19 protein-coding genes and 1 tRNA gene are annotated in these 16,685 nt (G+C 48.5%); 18 read left to right on the forward strand and 2 right to left on the reverse strand.

Features of this window, described 5'->3' with window-relative positions:
- Positions 1-174 precede the first annotated feature (174 nt).
- Positions 175-261: transfer RNA gene (locus ACQ5ES_RS00285), tRNA-Leu, on the forward strand.
- 47 nt (positions 262-308) lie between these two features.
- Here the strand turns inward: ACQ5ES_RS00285 and ACQ5ES_RS00290 are convergent.
- On the reverse strand, positions 309-1,160 hold the full coding sequence (locus ACQ5ES_RS00290) for a c-type cytochrome (protein ID WP_445013974.1): 852 nt from the start codon (positions 1,158-1,160) through the stop codon (positions 309-311).
- Between the two features lie 259 nt (positions 1,161-1,419).
- On the opposite strand from ACQ5ES_RS00290, the gene rnr reads away from it, so the two are divergent.
- The 11 genes from rnr to dnaB all read left to right on the forward strand — a co-directional run bounded on the left by rnr (position 1,420) and on the right by dnaB (position 10,264).
- The gene (gene rnr / locus ACQ5ES_RS00295; protein WP_445013975.1) at positions 1,420-3,768 is read left to right on the forward strand and encodes a ribonuclease R; all 2,349 of its coding nucleotides are present in this window, start codon (positions 1,420-1,422) and stop codon (positions 3,766-3,768) included.
- A complete protein-coding gene (rlmB, locus tag ACQ5ES_RS00300; protein ID WP_445013976.1) occupies positions 3,765-4,511 on the forward strand; it encodes a 23S rRNA (guanosine(2251)-2'-O)-methyltransferase RlmB in 747 nt (248 codons plus the stop codon). Before rnr ends, rlmB begins: the two co-directional genes overlap by 4 nt.
- Positions 4,512-4,513: 2 nt before the next feature.
- Positions 4,514-4,975: a hypothetical protein gene (locus ACQ5ES_RS00305; protein WP_445013977.1), complete on the forward strand. Its 462-nt coding sequence runs from the start codon at positions 4,514-4,516 to the stop codon at positions 4,973-4,975.
- A gap of 129 nt (positions 4,976-5,104) precedes the next feature.
- Positions 5,105-5,476, forward strand: coding sequence for a 30S ribosomal protein S6 (gene rpsF, locus ACQ5ES_RS00310; RefSeq protein WP_445013978.1), 372 nt, complete (start codon positions 5,105-5,107; stop codon positions 5,474-5,476).
- 24 nt (positions 5,477-5,500) lie between these two features.
- Complete coding sequence (gene priB / locus ACQ5ES_RS00315) at positions 5,501-5,809, forward strand: primosomal replication protein N (protein ID WP_445013979.1); 309 nt, start codon at positions 5,501-5,503, stop codon at positions 5,807-5,809.
- Between the two features lie 10 nt (positions 5,810-5,819).
- Positions 5,820-6,047 carry a 30S ribosomal protein S18 gene (gene rpsR / locus ACQ5ES_RS00320; protein ID WP_126762651.1) on the forward strand — a complete coding sequence of 76 codons (228 nt, stop codon included), beginning with the start codon at positions 5,820-5,822 and terminating at the stop codon, positions 6,045-6,047.
- A gap of 43 nt (positions 6,048-6,090) precedes the next feature.
- The gene (gene rplI / locus ACQ5ES_RS00325) at positions 6,091-6,543 is read left to right on the forward strand and encodes a 50S ribosomal protein L9 (protein ID WP_445013980.1); all 453 of its coding nucleotides are present in this window, start codon (positions 6,091-6,093) and stop codon (positions 6,541-6,543) included.
- A gap of 176 nt (positions 6,544-6,719) precedes the next feature.
- Positions 6,720-7,283, forward strand: a complete 564-nt coding sequence (locus tag ACQ5ES_RS00330; RefSeq protein ID WP_445013981.1) for an RNA polymerase sigma factor — start codon at positions 6,720-6,722, stop codon at positions 7,281-7,283.
- Positions 7,267-7,776, forward strand: coding sequence for a hypothetical protein (locus ACQ5ES_RS00335; protein ID WP_445013982.1), 510 nt, complete (start codon positions 7,267-7,269; stop codon positions 7,774-7,776). The genes ACQ5ES_RS00330 and ACQ5ES_RS00335 overlap by 17 nt, the downstream gene beginning before the upstream one ends.
- 26 nt (positions 7,777-7,802) lie before the next feature.
- The gene (locus ACQ5ES_RS00340) at positions 7,803-8,759 is read left to right on the forward strand and encodes a DUF4097 family beta strand repeat-containing protein (RefSeq protein WP_445013983.1); all 957 of its coding nucleotides are present in this window, start codon (positions 7,803-7,805) and stop codon (positions 8,757-8,759) included.
- A gap of 92 nt (positions 8,760-8,851) precedes the next feature.
- Positions 8,852-10,264, forward strand: coding sequence for a replicative DNA helicase (gene dnaB / locus ACQ5ES_RS00345; RefSeq protein ID WP_445013984.1), 1,413 nt, complete (start codon positions 8,852-8,854; stop codon positions 10,262-10,264).
- Here the strand turns inward: dnaB and zur are convergent.
- Positions 10,261-10,701: a zinc uptake transcriptional repressor Zur gene (gene zur / locus ACQ5ES_RS00350; protein WP_445015342.1), complete on the reverse strand. Its 441-nt coding sequence runs from the start codon at positions 10,699-10,701 to the stop codon at positions 10,261-10,263. The two genes, dnaB and zur, sit on opposite strands and share 4 nt — an antisense overlap.
- Positions 10,702-10,776: 75 nt before the next feature.
- Between zur and ACQ5ES_RS00355 the strand changes: the two genes are divergently transcribed.
- From ACQ5ES_RS00355 to rplC, 6 genes are all read left to right on the forward strand, one after another.
- Entirely contained in the window at positions 10,777-12,372 is a 1,596-nt protein-coding gene (locus ACQ5ES_RS00355) for an amidase (RefSeq protein WP_445013985.1), read from the forward strand.
- A gap of 85 nt (positions 12,373-12,457) precedes the next feature.
- Positions 12,458-13,498 (forward strand): tRNA dihydrouridine(20/20a) synthase DusA, encoded by a 1,041-nt coding sequence (dusA, locus tag ACQ5ES_RS00360; RefSeq protein ID WP_445013986.1) that lies wholly within the window; start codon positions 12,458-12,460, stop codon positions 13,496-13,498.
- A 171-nt stretch (positions 13,499-13,669) separates the two neighbouring features.
- Positions 13,670-13,945, forward strand: coding sequence for a hypothetical protein (locus ACQ5ES_RS00365; RefSeq protein ID WP_445013987.1), 276 nt, complete (start codon positions 13,670-13,672; stop codon positions 13,943-13,945).
- Positions 13,946-14,193: 248 nt separating this feature from the next.
- A complete protein-coding gene (locus ACQ5ES_RS00370) occupies positions 14,194-15,396 on the forward strand; it encodes a dipeptidase (RefSeq protein ID WP_445015344.1) in 1,203 nt (400 codons plus the stop codon).
- 285 nt (positions 15,397-15,681) lie between these two features.
- Positions 15,682-15,993 carry a 30S ribosomal protein S10 gene (gene rpsJ / locus ACQ5ES_RS00375; RefSeq protein WP_008488677.1) on the forward strand — a complete coding sequence of 104 codons (312 nt, stop codon included), beginning with the start codon at positions 15,682-15,684 and terminating at the stop codon, positions 15,991-15,993.
- A gap of 38 nt (positions 15,994-16,031) precedes the next feature.
- Positions 16,032-16,676, forward strand: coding sequence for a 50S ribosomal protein L3 (gene rplC, locus ACQ5ES_RS00380; protein ID WP_445013988.1), 645 nt, complete (start codon positions 16,032-16,034; stop codon positions 16,674-16,676).
- Positions 16,677-16,685: the final 9 nt, after the last annotated feature.

The raw sequence follows: 16,685 nt of genomic DNA on the forward strand, positions 1-16,685 counted from the left end.
AAACAGGAGTGGTGATTATCATGATCTACTGCCACAGAAGCAAGGCAGCTTGTGAAAAAGCCTAAGTTGTTTATGTTTTAGCCGAACAGGCGAATTCTGAAATAATTCTCTTGATTGCAAAAATCCCTTGCGTATAATGCGTCGCACTACCGACAAGTAAGTCAAATCTTCAATGCCGAAGTGGCGGAATTGGTAGACGCAGCGGATTCAAAATCCGCCGCTGGTAACAGCGTGGGGGTTCAAGTCCCCCCTTCGGCACCACTCATCTTGCTGACATTTTTGTCCATCTTTTAATTCTAATTTAGCGCTTAGCGTTGGCGTTCAGACGTGTTTTCCGTTTCGACCGGTGGCAGTGAGCGAAGGTAAGCGATCAAGGCACTCATGTCCGCTGAACTCATTTCCGAATAAAAGGCGGCTGGCATCATTTCATGCAGTATGCTGCCATCAGGTAACTCACCCGTTCGAATTACATGTTCCAATTCTTCATCGGAATAGTCTTTGACCCTGCTTGCAGGGGTAATATTTTTTGAATAGATGTAAATACCGCGTTGTACTGGCAACGGGTTTCCTCCGGCCCCAGTTAGCTCACGAGATTGCCAGGGCGTGTGGCAAGAGAAGCAATGAGCCTGGGTTGCAACGTATTTCCCCCAGGCGAGATGGTCGCTACGATCAACAGCTTCGACAGAACTCACGAGTGGTTGACGAACCTTATTTAAACCTTCCAAAAGACCTGCTGGGTAATTTGTCTTGGGCGTTTTGTGTTCAATTGGTGGAATAGTCTGCAAGTATGCAGCTATTGCGTATGCGTCCGCATCCGACAAGTTTTTGTACTTACCTATTGGCATGGGCATTCCGATCATACTGCCATCAGGTCGCCGGCCGTTGCGTAGTGCGTGAACGATGTCTTGTCGCGACCAGGTACCAATTCCGGTAGCTGGGTGAGGTGTTATATTTGGCACGTGGATGTCGCCAAAGTCCTCAGGAATGACGATGCCACCGGCAAGGTTTTTACCATGGCAGTGACCACATGCCATTACATTGTTGATCAGATAATCGCCGCGTTTAATGAGCTCTTGCTCGTCATTAGACGAGGCCTGCGCGGAAAACCCAGTGAATAAACTGCAAATAAGAACCGCGTTGATGATTTGCGTATTGAGCATTTTTAGGTCTCCTTGTTTAACTTGCCCCCATTTCAAGCGCCGCAGTGATCGTGAGTAAAAACGCGTTGTATTGTTCGCAGTGCCCGAAGTTTTAAGCCTAGCAGAGGTTATGAAAACTTCAAAAAGGGCAACGACGCGAACAAAAAAATAGTTAATAATGTGACTCGGATCTGGCTACGGAATTAGCGACGTCACGTCTGAATTCTGCTATAGTAAGAGCAACTTAGTCAGGTGCCAGAAACATAAAATTTGAGGTGATATGAGTCACAAAAAAGAACAAGACGCCTCCTCGACTCCAGAGTATGAGGTGGAAATTCCGTCGCGTGAAGCGCTACTTGAAGCTATTGAAGCACGCTTAAAGCCGACCACATTTGAAGAGATTATCGAGCGGTTTAAGCTTGATGATGAGCGCCAGCATATTGGCCTCAAGCGTCGCTTACGGGCAATGGAACGTGATGGTCAGCTAATTTTTACCAAGGCCAATGCCTACGGTTTGCCAGCACGTATGAACCTGATTAAAGGTCGCGTTATCGGGCATCGTGATGGTTTCGGGTTTTGCCATCCGGATGAGGGTGGCAGCGACTTATTCATTCCGCCGAGCCAGATGTACAGTGTATTACACGGCGACCGGGTGTTGGTGCAAGAGCAGGGCAGCGATAGCAAAGGTCGACGTGAAGGGCGGATTGTGCGCGTGATTGAGCCGCGGCAGGGTGGCATTGTCGGCCGTTTCTTTATCGATCACGATCTTGGCATTGTGGTTCCCGATGATAGCCGACTCAACCAAGATATTCTGATTCCGGAAGATGCGCGTAACGGTGCTCGTCATGGTCAAATCGTGGTGGTTGATATTACCCGGCGGCCAAATCGCAGAACCAGTCCAATAGGTGAGGTCAGTGAAATTCTTGGTGAGCATATGGCACCAGGAATGGAAATTGAAGTAGCTATTCGTGAACACGACATTCCAACGGAATGGAGTCCAGCTACGCTTAAAGAAATTGAAAAGTTTGGCGAAACCGTGCCGCAGGAAGCTTACGCAGACCGAGTCGACTTGCGTGAACTACCTTTAGTTACAATTGATGGCGAAGACTCCCGCGATTTTGATGATGCGGTCTGTGCTGAGCCTGATGGTGACGGCTGGCGTTTATGGGTGGCGATTGCCGATGTCAGTTACTACGTTCGCCCCAATACTTCGCTGGATAAAGACGCTTTGGAACGTGGTAACTCAGTTTACTTTCCAAATTTTGTGGTACCAATGTTGCCAGAGAAACTCTCAAATGGCCTTTGTTCACTGAATCCAGACGTTGACCGTTTATGTATGGTCGCAGAGATGCGAGTTACCGCTAAAGGTAAATTGCGCGAGTCGAAATTCTATCCAGCGGTGATGAAGTCCCATGCGCGGCTAACTTACAACAAGGTTGCGGATATTCTCGATGGCGATCCGAAATTACGCCAGGATTACCAACATGTGTTAAGCCAAGTTGATCACTTGCACGAGTTGTTTAAAGTGCTAAAAACAGCGCGCCAACAACGTTCGGCAATTGAGTTTGAGACGTTGGAAACGCGCTTTATTTTTAACGCGCAACGAAAAATTGAAAGCATTGAGCCGGTACGCCGAAATGTCGCTCATACCATTATCGAAGAATGCATGATCATGGCGAACGTAGCGACTGCACGCCTGATTGAAGAGCATGAGGAAGCCGGCGCGCTATTTCGCGTTCATGAGCCGCCTTCCTCTGAGCGGTTAACTAATTTCCGCAGCTTTTTGGGTGAGTTGGGCTTAACTATGAAAGGTGCGGATGATCCAAGTCCTGCCGACTATGCTGCAGTGCTTGAACAAGTGGGTGACCGACCGGATGCTGAATTGATTCAGACCATGTTGTTACGTTCAATGCAACAAGCTGTTTATAGTCCGGATAACGCCGGCCACTTTGGTCTTGCATTGGAAGAGTATGCGCACTTTACCTCACCGATTCGACGTTATCCTGATTTGATTCTGCATCGTGCTATTAAGGCGTTGTTGAAGAAGCAGCAGGGGCCAAATCAAGCTTTAGCTGGCGCGTGGATGCACTCGACCGAACAGCTCGACGAACTTGGACAGCATTGCTCAACCACCGAACGGCGTGCAGACGATGCTACTCGTCAGGTTGCCGATTGGCTGAAATGTGAGTACATGCAGGATCACGTGGGTGAAGAGTTTACTGGGGTTATAGCTTCGGTCACAAACTTTGGTTTGTTCATTCGTATCGACGATCTTTCGATTGATGGGTTAGTGCATGTCAGCAACCTCGATAATGATTACTACCGCTATGACAACGAGCGGCATTTATTGATTGGTGAGAATAGCCGCCGGGTCTATCGTCTGGGTGACAAAGTACGCATACGTGTTCGTAGCGTAAACCTTGATGAACGTAAGATCGATTTAACCTTGTTGGCGGCCGAAAGTCCTTTGGGTAAAGATCGTATGCCTGGCGAAGAGAACGTTGCTGAAGATAACAAACCAGCACGCAAATCGCGCAAGAAGCCGTCGGGTAAAGGCAAACGTAGCAAAAGTAGCACCAAGAGTAGTGGCAAAAGCAGCTCACGAACCAAAGGCAGCGGTAAGAAATGAGTAAGAAAATTTCAGTATTTGGCTTGCATACCGTACGCGCACTCATTGCGAGCCACCCTGAACGTGTGGTTGAAGTATTCGCCTTGCGCGAGCGGCAGGATAAAGCTCTGCAAAGCTTGCTGCAAGACGCTCAAAAAATGGGAACGCGGCCGCAATTTGTGCCAAAGCAGACGTTGGACAAAAAAGCCGAAGGCGGTAATCACCAAGGGATTGTCGTAACAGCAGTTGAGGCACCACTTTTGAGTGATAACGATTTGCCGGACTTAGTGGCTAAAAGTGACGGCAAGGCATTGTTTTTGATTCTTGATGGTATCACTGACCCGCACAACCTGGGAGCCTGCTTGCGTACCGCTGATGCTGCTGGTGTGACGGCAGTGATTGTGCCGAAGGACAAGTCGGCGTCGATGAATCCAACGGTGCGTAAAGTAGCAAGTGGCGCTGCGGAAACTGTGCCGCTGGTGCAAGTCACCAATCTGGCGCGGGCGTTGAAACAACTACAAGATCTACAGGTGTGGATTATGGGTACCGCTGGTGAAGCGGAGAAATCCGTTTATCAAGTCGATCTGACGAGCTCTATCGCTTTGGTGATGGGGGCTGAAGGTGACGGTATGCGCCGTCTGACCCGAGAAACCTGCGATGAACTGATAAAGATCCCATTACTAGGCTCGGTCTCGAGTCTGAACGTTTCCGTAGCGACCGGCGTGTGCCTGTTTGAAGCTGTTCGTCAGCGGCAAAGGGCTTAAACATGCGCAAAACCCCATTGCTGCGTATGCGACCGGTAGTACTGTCGCTATTGGTCATGGTTCTGCTGGCGCTGGCTTGGTTACCAACCGGTAATTTCCTGCCGGGCGAGCGGACCAACAAACCGCAACTGCACGTAAATTACATAGCAGCAAATGGTCCATCTCTGCTGGACGATGTGTTGTTCGATCTGCAACAGCGCATTGAGCAACGGCACGAATGGCGACTGGTGGAAAGCAAGCAAGATTACGCATGGCAGCTTGATATAAACGTTAGCCTAGCTGAGCAAATGGTTATCCATGGCGTGCTGATCGCTCCTTTAAATGAGGCCGGCTCTGCGACACCTCATGTGCAACGGTTTAAGATACAGGGACCGCAAGATGCGGTAGGTGCGCTGCCTGAACAATTTGTGAAAGTGCTAATCGATTTAATCGAAAACGCAGAAAACTACCGCGCAAGCTTGTGATCTGAACCTATTTCGGCTACACTCCCGCCGCTTAAATCAGTCAAATGTTTTACTAAACTATCAAAAGCGTTCCTTGCTGCTGCAGGTGTGACTGAGCCTCCAAGTAGCTATGAACCATAAGGAGCAGAAATGCGTCATTATGAAATCGTATTCATGGTCCATCCGGACCAGAGCGAGCAAGTACCGGGTATGATCGAGCGTTACAGCGACACGATCACACAAGGTAACGGCACCATTCATCGTTTGGAAGACTGGGGCCGTCGTCAATTGGCTTACCCAATCAACAAGTTGCACAAAGCACATTACGTATTGATGAACATCGAAGCATCTAACGAAGTTATCGAAGAGCTTGAAACAGCTTTCCGTTATAACGACGCAGTGCTACGTAACATGATTATGCGTAAGAAAGATGCCGTCACTGAACCTTCTCCTTTGACTAAAAAAGAAGAGCGTAAAGGTGATAGCCGCAACGAAGAACAAGACGATAACGAAGCAGCGTAAGCTGATTTGTAACGTCTAACCATTGTGGAATTTAGTAATCAACTGAATTTAGGTGGCAGCGTAAGCAAACCACCGAAGTTAACTACCAGCCCAGCTGGCATAAAGCATTTACGCTTTGTCTTCGATCATCAATCGGAGCAACAAGAAGCTGGATTAGCACGCCGCAGTTTTGTAAGAATTCTGGTGGTGTTAAGTGGTAGTGAAGCAGCACAGTGGGCTAACGAATTGACCGTTGGGACGGAATTGCAAGTAACTGGTTTTTTGAATCGTATTGAAGATAAAAACGGAGTTGGAAAACTTGTACTGCATGCCCAGCAACTTGTGAAGATTTGAGGAGACCATCATGGCTCGTTTTTTCCGTCGCCGTAAATTCTGCCGTTTTAAGGCTGAAGGCGTAAAAGAAATTGATTATAAAGATATCGCTACTCTGAAAAACTACGTTACTGAGAGTGGCAAAATCGTTCCTAGCCGCATCACTGGCACTTCTGCGAAGTACCAGCGTCAGTTGGCGCGTGCCATCAAACGTGCACGTTATTTGTCGTTGCTGCCTTATACTGATTCACATCAGTAAGTCGGCATCGCGAACGATCTCAGAAACTCAGAGGTAGCGAAAAATGGAAATCATTCTATTAGACAAAATCGCCAACTTAGGTGGCTTGGGTGACCAAGTTTCCGTTAAGTCTGGCTATGCACGTAACTTTTTGTTCCCGCAAGGTAAAGCAGTTCCTGCAACCCAAGCGAACATTAAGGTATTCGAAGAGCGCCGTGCTGAATTAGAAGCGAAAATCGCTGAAGACTTAGCTGCTGCAGAAAAACGTGCAGAGAAAATCAATGCACTTGACCCGATCGTAATCACTTCTAAAGCTGGTGACGAAGGGAAGCTGTTTGGCTCTATCGGTACTAAAGACATCTCTGATGCAGTAACTGCTGCTGGTGTTGAAGTGCAAAAAAGCGAAGTATTGTTGCCAAACGGTACATTGCGTGAAACTGGCGAGTTCGCTATCGAACTGCACCTGCACGCTGATGTATTTGCTAGCATCAAATTGCAAGTGGTTGCAGCTAACTAAGTTGCGCAAGCACGCTTAGTCAAGCAAACAACTTATATAAGACCGCATCCTGTTCAACAGGTTGCGGTTTTTTTTTGCTTTTTCTGCGAACCGTGTAAACCTTTAGATGATGATTTGCGACCTATCTTGTAAGAACTGCGAAATAAGCTGTATCGGCATTTTAAAAAGGACTACCAGTGACCGCACAAGTGATCAGCCATAGCGCATTCGAGGACCCCGATAAAGGGTTGGTGGCGCAAGCAGCGAAAGGCGATATGCGCGCCTTTCAGAGACTTTTTGAACGTCATTACCGACGGGTATATGGACTGGTATGGCGCTTAGCGGGAGATACCGACGCTGCACACGATTTGACGCAGGAAGTATTTGTTAAGTTGTGGGATAACCTGAGTAGTTTTCGCGGTGAGAGTAAATTTAGTACCTGGTTGCATACGGTCACAACGCGGGTGGCTATTACTGAACTACGCAAAGCGAAGCGCTGGCAGCGCATACGACTCACCGGCGAAGCGAGTTATGCCGATACCTTAGAGTATCAAGAAAGTGCAGATTTGAGTGAACTTGATCAGCTGATCAAACGCTTGCCAGAGCAAACGCGTTGGGCCTTCGTGTTGCATTGCATCGAAGGACTACGGCACGAAGACGTTGCGGCGGAAATGGGTATTGCAGTAGGCACCAGTAAAGCACAAGTACATCGGGCACGAACAATGTTAGAGGAGTGGTTAAGCGATGAGCACAGCGAATGAAAAGTTAAACCAGCTGGTGCGTGCGGCGGCCGACGGTAAGCAAGCACCACAACCTAGCAAGGACCTATGGCAAGGAATTGAACACAGCATTTCACGTCGTGAAATGCGCTCCAATAAATGGCTGAACTGGGTGTGGGCAAGCGCTGCCTGCACTGTACTTGCAGTAGGATTGGTGACGTTTAATAGTATGCAGTCGACAATTCACTCAGCGACACCCCAGGCCGAGTTATTGCTGACCATGCTCAATCAACAGCATGACCAACAACGGCAACAACTATTAATCCACTACCAGACGGTAGGTTGGAATGGCCAGAGTAACTATTTACAGCAAGAGCTGGGGCAAATCCGAGCGAGTATTAAAGAGGTGAGTGCACAACTCGTGCAAGAACCGAATAATCAGCAGCTATGGCAATTATTGCAATGGTTGTACAACAAAGAACTGGAACTGCTGGAGTCGCAGTTCAAGGTCAGCGATCAGTTACAACAGGTTTAATAAACGAGGGATTAATGATGAAGACAATGACAAATTTAGTACTTAACGCAACTGTATTTTTAGGGTTAAGTTTTGCATCAACTAACGCGCTTGCTAAGCAAGAAACGGTCGATAAACAAATTGAAGTTCCGGCTAATGTGGTGGTGAGTATAGATAATATGCGCGGTAAGGTCACGATTGTCGGTACTGATAATAATTATGCAAAAGTGAAAGGAAAGCTTGATGAGTATGCGACCGGTTTTACCTTTGAGCTGGATGGGGATAACTTAACGATTCGGGTTGAGATGCCAGATCGCGGCACCTTTTCCGGTAATGATGCTACTGAGTTGAACGTCCGCCTTCCACATACTGCTGAGTTGCATGTGAATGGCGTTTCAAGTGACTTTGATGTGTCAGGCTTCGAAAGCGGTATTCGTTTAAATACTGTAAGCGGCGATATTGCGGCGACTAACTTAGCTGGTGATATTAAGTTATCCACAGTAAGTGGCGACGTTAATAGTAAAGGTTTGGGTGGTGATATTTCGCTGAAATCAGTAAGTGGCGATATAACTGATCGCGATGGTTCAGCCAACAGTGCGAGCTATGCTTCAACAAGTGGTGATGTAGAGGCAAGGACTTCAGCGACAGATATCTCGGCGGAAAGTGTCTCTGGAGACGTCGGCCTTAATTTGCAAAATGTTTCGCGGCTGATCTTGAAATCAGTAAGTGGTGACGTGCGAGCCCAATTAAGCCTGGCGGAAAATGGCCGCGTAGAGGCAAATTCGGTTAGTGGTAATGTTGAGTTGATCTTTACCGGTGCTGTGAATGCCAAGCTTGATGCTGATGTGAGCGGTGGTGGCGACATCGTAAACCAGCTGAATGATACCAAAGTTCGGGAATCTGAGTGGGGCATTGGTGCCAGTCTTTCAACAAAACTTGGTAGCGGCGCGGGCAACATTGAGCTCACGACCATGAGTGGCGATATCATCGTTCGCAAAAAATGACGAATAAGAGGCGGATCCGTGCGGATCCGCTTCCCTCCTTCCTCAGGTTTTTGTATAGTCGTACCCATTCTTCCGAATCATCTGAGAGAGCTATGGCAGGCAACCGCCCGGATAAGCACCAACGCAACGACGCTAAACTTGCTGCGATTAAAACGCCCCCCCATTCGATTGAAGCAGAACAATCGGTGCTGGGCGGATTAATGCTCGACAACCAGGCGTGGGATGCTATTTCTGGCGATATTATTAGTGATGATTTTTACCATCGTGGACATCGACAGATTTTTCGTGCTATGCATCGCTTGTCTGAGCAAAATCAGCCGATTGATTTGATCACGGTTTCGGAGACTCTTGAAGCGGCCGGAGAACTGAAAGACGTGGGTGGTTTCGCTTATTTAGGGGAAATTGCTAAAAACACGCCGAGTGCAGCAAATATCAGGGCTTATGCACAGATTGTGAGAGAGCGAGCCATATTGCGCGAAATGATTGCGGCGTCTAACGAAATAGCGGAATCCTGTTTTGATACACAGAACCGACCAAGTGCTGAGTTATTGGATCTTGCCGAAAGTAAGGTATTTCACATTGCCGAGAAACGCACAACGGCGAGCGAAGGACCACAGGCAATTGCGCCTATTTTACAGCGAACTGTGGATCGTATTGATGAACTCAGCCGCAGTAAAAACCCCAATGGTGTAACTGGGCGTTCGACGGGGTTTACCGACTTAGACCGCATGACCGCAGGGCTGCAATCGTCAGACTTGATTATTGTGGCGGCGCGGCCATCGATGGGTAAAACTACCTTTGCTATGAACTTGTGCGAAAATATCGCATTAAAAGAAGATAAACCGGTATTGGTTTTTAGTTTAGAGATGCCGTCGGAACAGATAATGATGCGGATGATGGCTTCACTGAGCCACGTCGATCAGACGCGAATTCGTAATGGTCAGTTAAAAGAAGAAGATTGGAGCCGGGTTGCATCAACGATCTCAATTTTGAAAGACCGCAATAATATCTACATCGATGACTCTTCGGGACTTACCCCAACCGAAGTGCGATCGCGTTCGCGCCGTGTTTTCCGTGAACACGGAGGACTATCGGTGATCATGGTTGATTATCTTCAGCTGATGACAGTGCCGGGTATATCTGAAAACCGGACCTTAGAAATTGCCGAAATTTCGCGCTCATTAAAAGCGTTAGCGAAAGAATTGGAAGTTCCAGTCGTAGCCTTGTCGCAGTTAAACCGATCGCTGGAGCAGCGCTCGAATCGCCGTCCGGTAAACTCAGATCTGCGTGAATCAGGTTCGATAGAGCAGGATGCCGATGTGATTATGTTTATCTATCGCGATGAAGTTTATCATCCGGATAGTGAAGAGAAGGGTATCGCTGAGGTTATTCTGGGTAAGCAACGGAATGGACCGATTGGCACGATAAAATTAAAGTTCCAGGGTCAATACTCGCGGTTCGATAATCTGGCTCAACATGAGATCCCTGACGGACCGGAGTATTAGACGCAGTCGCGGCACACACCATGCGCTTCAATGGATTGGCTGACGACTTGGAACCCCTGGTCCTCAGCTTGTTTTCGTAGCGCGTTGTAGACACCGTCCGATTGAATTTCTTGTACAGAACCACAGCGCTCGCAAATTAGCATTTGCACCGGGTGTTGGTGGTCGAAATGACTGCATAGCACGTAGCTGTTTGACGACGTGATTTTATGCACAAACCCCTGCTCTTGCAAAAAGTCCAGAGCGCGGTAAATAGTTGGTGGTTTTGCGTTGGGAACTGCAGACCTGAGTTTATCCAACAGGTCGTAAGCGCCGACTGCACCAGTCTCGGCTGCGAGGATCTCAAAAACTTCCCGGCGTGCAGGCGTTAGCCGCGCACCCCGTTGTTCGCATAATTTTTCGGCCTTAGTGACCAGTCGAACGGTTTCTTTTGTCGTCATGTCGCAAAGTTTACCACGCTCGTCTGCGATGGGATAGACTGCAGCCATGGATTAACTTCTACGAGGAAAACAACAATGACAACAACCTTAAAACAACCCACAGGTCGCAGCTGGCGTCACCTTTTAGCGGCTTTAGTTAGCGCTGGATTACTGTGGCAAAGCCAAGCTATCGCGGCAACAGACTTTGACTATCAGGAAGTTCAGGTGGATGAGTTGCAAGGCGCAATGGCTACGGGACAACTCGATGCTGAAGCGATTGTTCGCCACTATTATCAGCAAATCGCACAACACAATCGTCGCGGTGCAGACTTGCGGGCGGTGAATCAATTGTTGCCGTTAGAGCAAGCCTTGGTCGTCGCCCGCAGCCTCGACGCTGAACGCGATAGCGGCAATGTGCGCGGACCCTTGCACGGTATTCCCGTACTTCTTAAGGACAATATCGACACCGCTGAAGGCCTGCCGAACACTGCAGGTTCACTGTTGCTGAAAGACCACTTTCCAGCAAAAGATGCCTTTGTGGTTGAGCGCTTACGTGAAGCGGGCGCAATTATTATTGGCAAAGCTAACTTGAGCGAGTGGGCGAATTTTCGTTCAACCGCATCAAGCTCGGGCTGGAGCAGTGTGGGCGGGCAAGCAAAGAACCCGTTTGATACCTCTCGCAGTACCTGTGGATCGAGTGCCGGCTCAGCAGCAGCAGTGAGTGCGAACCTTATCCCGTTAGCGGTAGGAACTGAGACCGATGGCTCGCTGGTCTGCCCCGCGGCGATTACCGGTATCGTAACTATTAAACCGACCATTGGTTTGATTAGCCGCAGTGGCATTATTCCAATTTCACACAGTCAGGATACTGCCGGGCCGATGGCGCGTTCAGTGCGCGATGCAGTGTACATGCTGGCAGCAATGCAGGGTAAAGATGCAGCGGACAACGCGGGTTACGCAGTTGAAACTGACTTCACTGCTCATCTGAATACGGATGGATTACGTGGCAAACGCATTGGCGTAATGCGCGATTTAATGGGGTATCATGCTGGTCTTGACGCGGTATTGGACGCACAACTTGAGTCGCTGCGTAATGCCGGCGCCATTATCGTCGACGATGTCGAATTCGTGAATGGTCGCGGCTGGAGTCAGGATGAGTTCACCGTGCTTTTACATGAATTCAAAGTCGACATGGCGGCGTATTTTGCACAGCATCCGCAATCACCGTATCGTAGTCTGGCGGATCTGGTTGCCGCTAACGAGGCTCAGGCTGACAGTATTATGCCATTCTTTGGGCAAGAGCTATTCACCATGGCTGCCGCGCGTACCGATGCACAACAAGAAGAATATGAAGCGGCTCTTCAACGTGCCAAACAAGCTGCGGGAGTAGACGGTATCGATGCAACGCTGCAGGCGAATAACCTTGATCTGCTGATTGCACCAACCACAGCACCAGCTTGGAAAATCGACCTGATCAACGGTGATCATTACCTTGGCTCAGCGAGCTCGCCTGCAGCGGTTGCTGGCTACCCCCACATCACTGTGCCTATGGGATTTGTGCAGCATTTACCGGTCGGCTTAAGCTTCTTTGCCGGGGCCAATAGCGAGGCTACCTTGATTGAAGCCGCGTATGGTTTTGAACAGGCGACGAAAGCCCGTAAAGCGCCGTCGTTGATGCCGCGAAACCACTAGTTCAGCACCGATCAAGCTAAGGCAAACTTGCAAAGCGAGGCCGAAAACGTAGAATACGGCCTCCGCTTTACTATCAGGGGTCATCATGGTCCAGAAACTCGCAGCTCCGACACTTGCCGTAGCACCCATGCTGGATTGGACCGACCGTCACTGCCGGTATTTTCATCGGTTATTTACGACAAAAACCGTGCTTTTCACTGAAATGGTGACTACTGGTGCTATAATACACGGCAAGTATGATTTTCTTGCGTTTAATGCTGCAGAACAACCCGTTGTGCTACAGCTTGGTGGCAGTGATCCCGGTGCTATGGCTGAATGTGCCGCACGTGCCTACGAACGTGGCTACTCAGGAGTAGATATTAACGTAGGTTGCCCTTCCGATCGGGTTAAAAATGGAAGCTTCGGTGCTTGTCTGATGGCCGACCCGGAAGTCGTTGCGGCATGTATAAGGGCGATGCGTCAGGCTGCGCCCGAGTTAAGAGTCTCGGTAAAGACCAGGCTCGGAATAGATGAACTTGATAGTGATGACTTTCTTTACCGGTTTATCGATAACATCAGAGAAGCAGGATCTGAACATCTTACCCTGCATGCTCGCAAGGCATGGTTGCAGGGTTTAAGTCCGAAGCAAAATCGTGAAATACCACCATTACAGTACGAGCGCGTGTATCAAGCGAAGCAACGCTACCCGCAGTTACATATGATGATTAATGGTGGCATCACCAGTACCGCTGCGATTGCTACTCACCTGGAACATGTGGATGGTGTAATGATAGGTCGCGAGGCTTATCAGAATCCCGCTTTTCTTGGCTGCTTTGATGAACTCCTCGCGGCAGCGCAGCACAGCCCGCAGAATGATACAGCTGATTTCACTACCCAGGTGGCTGCGGTTGAGCAAATGCTCCCTTATATGCAGGCCCACTTAGAGCAGGGCGGGCGTTGCTGGCACGTTGCCCGGCACATGCTGGGGTTGTTCCAGGGCCAGCCTGGTGCTAAGCGCTGGCGGCAGTGGCTGAGTCAGCAAGGTCCAGGTGCTGAGTCAGCTGAACAGTTGCTGCGTGAGGGGTTAGCTTTAGTGTTCAGTGCGCGTGAGGTTTTTGACCAAAAAGTAGCCGAAAGTGCGCAATAAAACCAATTCAATGCTGCTACAGCTATTTTGAGTTTAAAAATAAATAATCTGAAAAACAATGACTTGATTTCTCCATTAGAAAGTTGGCACAACCTTTGTATTACTTCTAGCGACTTAACTCATACCGTTGTGACGACGGTGAGTATTCAACACCAAAGCTAGGAGAAGAGAATGAAAAAGTTAGTTTTAAGTCTGGCCATTGTTTGCGCCACTATTGCTGCACCAGCTATGGCCCAGCAACCCACGTTACATGAAGCTATCAGCCAGTCGTTGGCGGCCCAAACTCAGATCGTAAAGCATCAGCTTGCGCAACAGACCAAACGCTCAAGTGTCCATAACCTGGCAGAGATGCGTAAAGAAATCCCTTACCGGGTAGTGGTCTATGCGTCAGTTGAAGCTTCGCAGAGTGACATTAATCACAGCTCGAAACGGATTCAGCCGGAGTAATTCTAATGTTTGCTTCAATTACCACATGGCTGATCATTCTGACCTTTGCACCGGTCGCCAGCATCTTAGCTGCAGCTGCGGTCGTTGCCACGAACCATGCGCTTAACGGGATCAAGACAGGGTGATTTTGGATAAATATTTGTGCTAGTCTGCTGTTCATCATATATCACAATAATACGTAATCTTTAATTACAGAGGAATGTGCAGTGAACAAGTACGCATGGTTCGGTAAGGTCAGCACCTTAAGTTTGACCACAGTTCTGACAACGGCTATGGCGGTTTCAACCGCACTAGCGGCACCAATCAACACTGAAGAGCAATACAGTGCTAGCGCACGCGCAGTGCAACTGAGTAAAGAAAATCTGCTTATCGACACCCATATTGATGTGCCTTATCGCCTGACAAAAAACTGGGATGATGTGAGTAAAGCCACAGAAGGTGGAGATTTTGATTACCCGCGAGCGGTTGCTGGTGGTTTAAATGTGCCTTTTATGTCGATTTATATTCCAGCCCAGTTGGAACAAACGCCGGGAGCAAGTAAGCAACTCGCCCACCGCTTGATCGATAGTATGGAAGCCTTAGCATGGCGAGCTCCAGACAAGTTCGCGATGGCCTATAACGTTGAAGACGTGATGCAACAGTATGAACAAGGATTGATTTCGTTGGCACTAGGTATGGAAAATGGTTCGCCGATGGAAGGTGACATGGCCAACCTTAAAGAATTCTACGATCGTGGCATTCGTTACATTACTTTGTCCCACTCATTATCAAACCACATTGCCGATTCATCCTATGATATCCGCCGCCAGTGGGATGGCTTAAGTGCATTTGGTAAAGAGCTGGTGGTGGAGATGAACAACATCGGCATGATGGTCGATATCTCCCACGTCTCCGATGATGCATTTTGGCAAACCATCGACATCAGTAAAGCTCCGGTGATTGCCTCACATTCATCGTTACGTCGTTACACGCCAGGCTTTGAACGTAATATGAGCGATGACATGATCAAAGCATTAGCCGATAATGGCGGTGTGATTATGATCAACTTTGGCTCCAGTTTTGTTACACAAGCAGCCAACCGCTGGCGCGATATGCTGGACCAGCAAATTGAACAAGTAAAAGAAGAGTTTGGTGAAGCGAGTAAAGAAGCAGAAAAACGCATTGCTGAATTGCGCTCTGACAACCCGTTCCCATACGCTACCCTGGAGCAAGTGCTTAACCACATTGACTACGTGGTCGACCTGGTAGGTATCGATCATATCGGTATAGGCTCAGATTATGACGGTGTTGGTGATTCGTTGCCGGTTGGTTTAAAAGACGTCTCGAGTTACCCGAATCTGGTGCAAGGTTTGATTGACCGCGGCTATTCCGATGCTGATATTAAAAAGATTCTAAATGAGAATATTCTCCGCGTTTGGCGCGAAGTAGAAACCTACGCTGCTCACCACTAAAACCGTTCGTCGCTATTGGCTGTTCGCTGTTGGTTTAAACCAACAGCGAACAGCCAATAGCGAACATTGCTCTTGCTTTTCCATGTTTTCTATGTATAATTCGCCGCCACGGTTGTTGATCTCTTAAAGGAAAAATACAATCGGTAGTTGGTTGCCACAGCAATCCCGATAGGGGATTGAATGGATATTTCGTTGAAAATACCTCTCCCGGTATGCTGCCAGGGTGTAGGTTTTTTTCTGTGCTCTTTTTTAAATGCTCTTTATTATTTGAGGCTTTGATTTTATATGGCTAATCAAAGAATTCGGATTCGACTGAAAGCGTTCGATCACCGTCTGATTGACCAGTCGACTGCAGAGATTGTCGAGACTGCAAAACGCACTGGTGCTCAGGTACGTGGTCCAATCCCTCTGCCTACGCGCAAAGAACGTTTCACCGTGTTGATTTCACCACACGTGAATAAAGATGCGCGTGACCAGTACGAGATCCGTACCCACAAGCGTCTGATTGATATCATGGACCCAACTGACAAGACTGTTGATGCGCTAATGCGTCTTGACCTTGCAGCTGGCGTTGATGTTCAAATCAGCCTGGGTTAAGCGGGCAGTAATAGGATTACACACGAGAGGTTTTAACAATGGCTATTGGTCTAGTCGGTCGTAAAGTAGGAATGACACGTGTCTTCCAAGAAGACGGCGCTTCTGTACCTGTTACTGTGATTGAAGTGACTGCAAACCGTGTGACTCAGGTAAAAACTGAGGAAACGGACGGCTATCGTGCGCTTCAGGTTACAACAGGTGACAAAAAAGCGAACCGCGTAAACAAACCAGCTGCTGGCCACTTCGCGAAAGCGGGTGTTGAAGCAGGTCGTGGTCTCTGGGAATTCCGCCTGGAAGACGGCGAAGGTGATGATTTCGCAGTAGGTTCTGAAATCACCGTAGAATTATTTGCGGACACCAAAAAAGTAGACGTTACCGGCACCTCTAAAGGTAAAGGTTTTCAAGGTGCTGTTAAGCGCTGGAATTTCCGTACCCAGGACGCTACCCATGGTAACTCGTTGTCACATCGTGCACCGGGTTCTATCGGACAAAACCAGTCTCCTGGTCGGGTATTCAAAGGCAAGAAAATGGCAGGCCAAATGGGTAACAAACAAATTACCGTACAGACGCTTGATATCGTACGTGTAGACGCTGAGCGTGGTTTGTTGCTAATTCGCGGCGCTGTCCCTGGTGCTACTGGTGGTGATGTAATCATCAAGCCAGCAGTCAAGGCAAAGGCGTAACGTCTGAGG

It is taken from the genome of Pseudidiomarina xizangensis, from assembly GCF_052541995.1.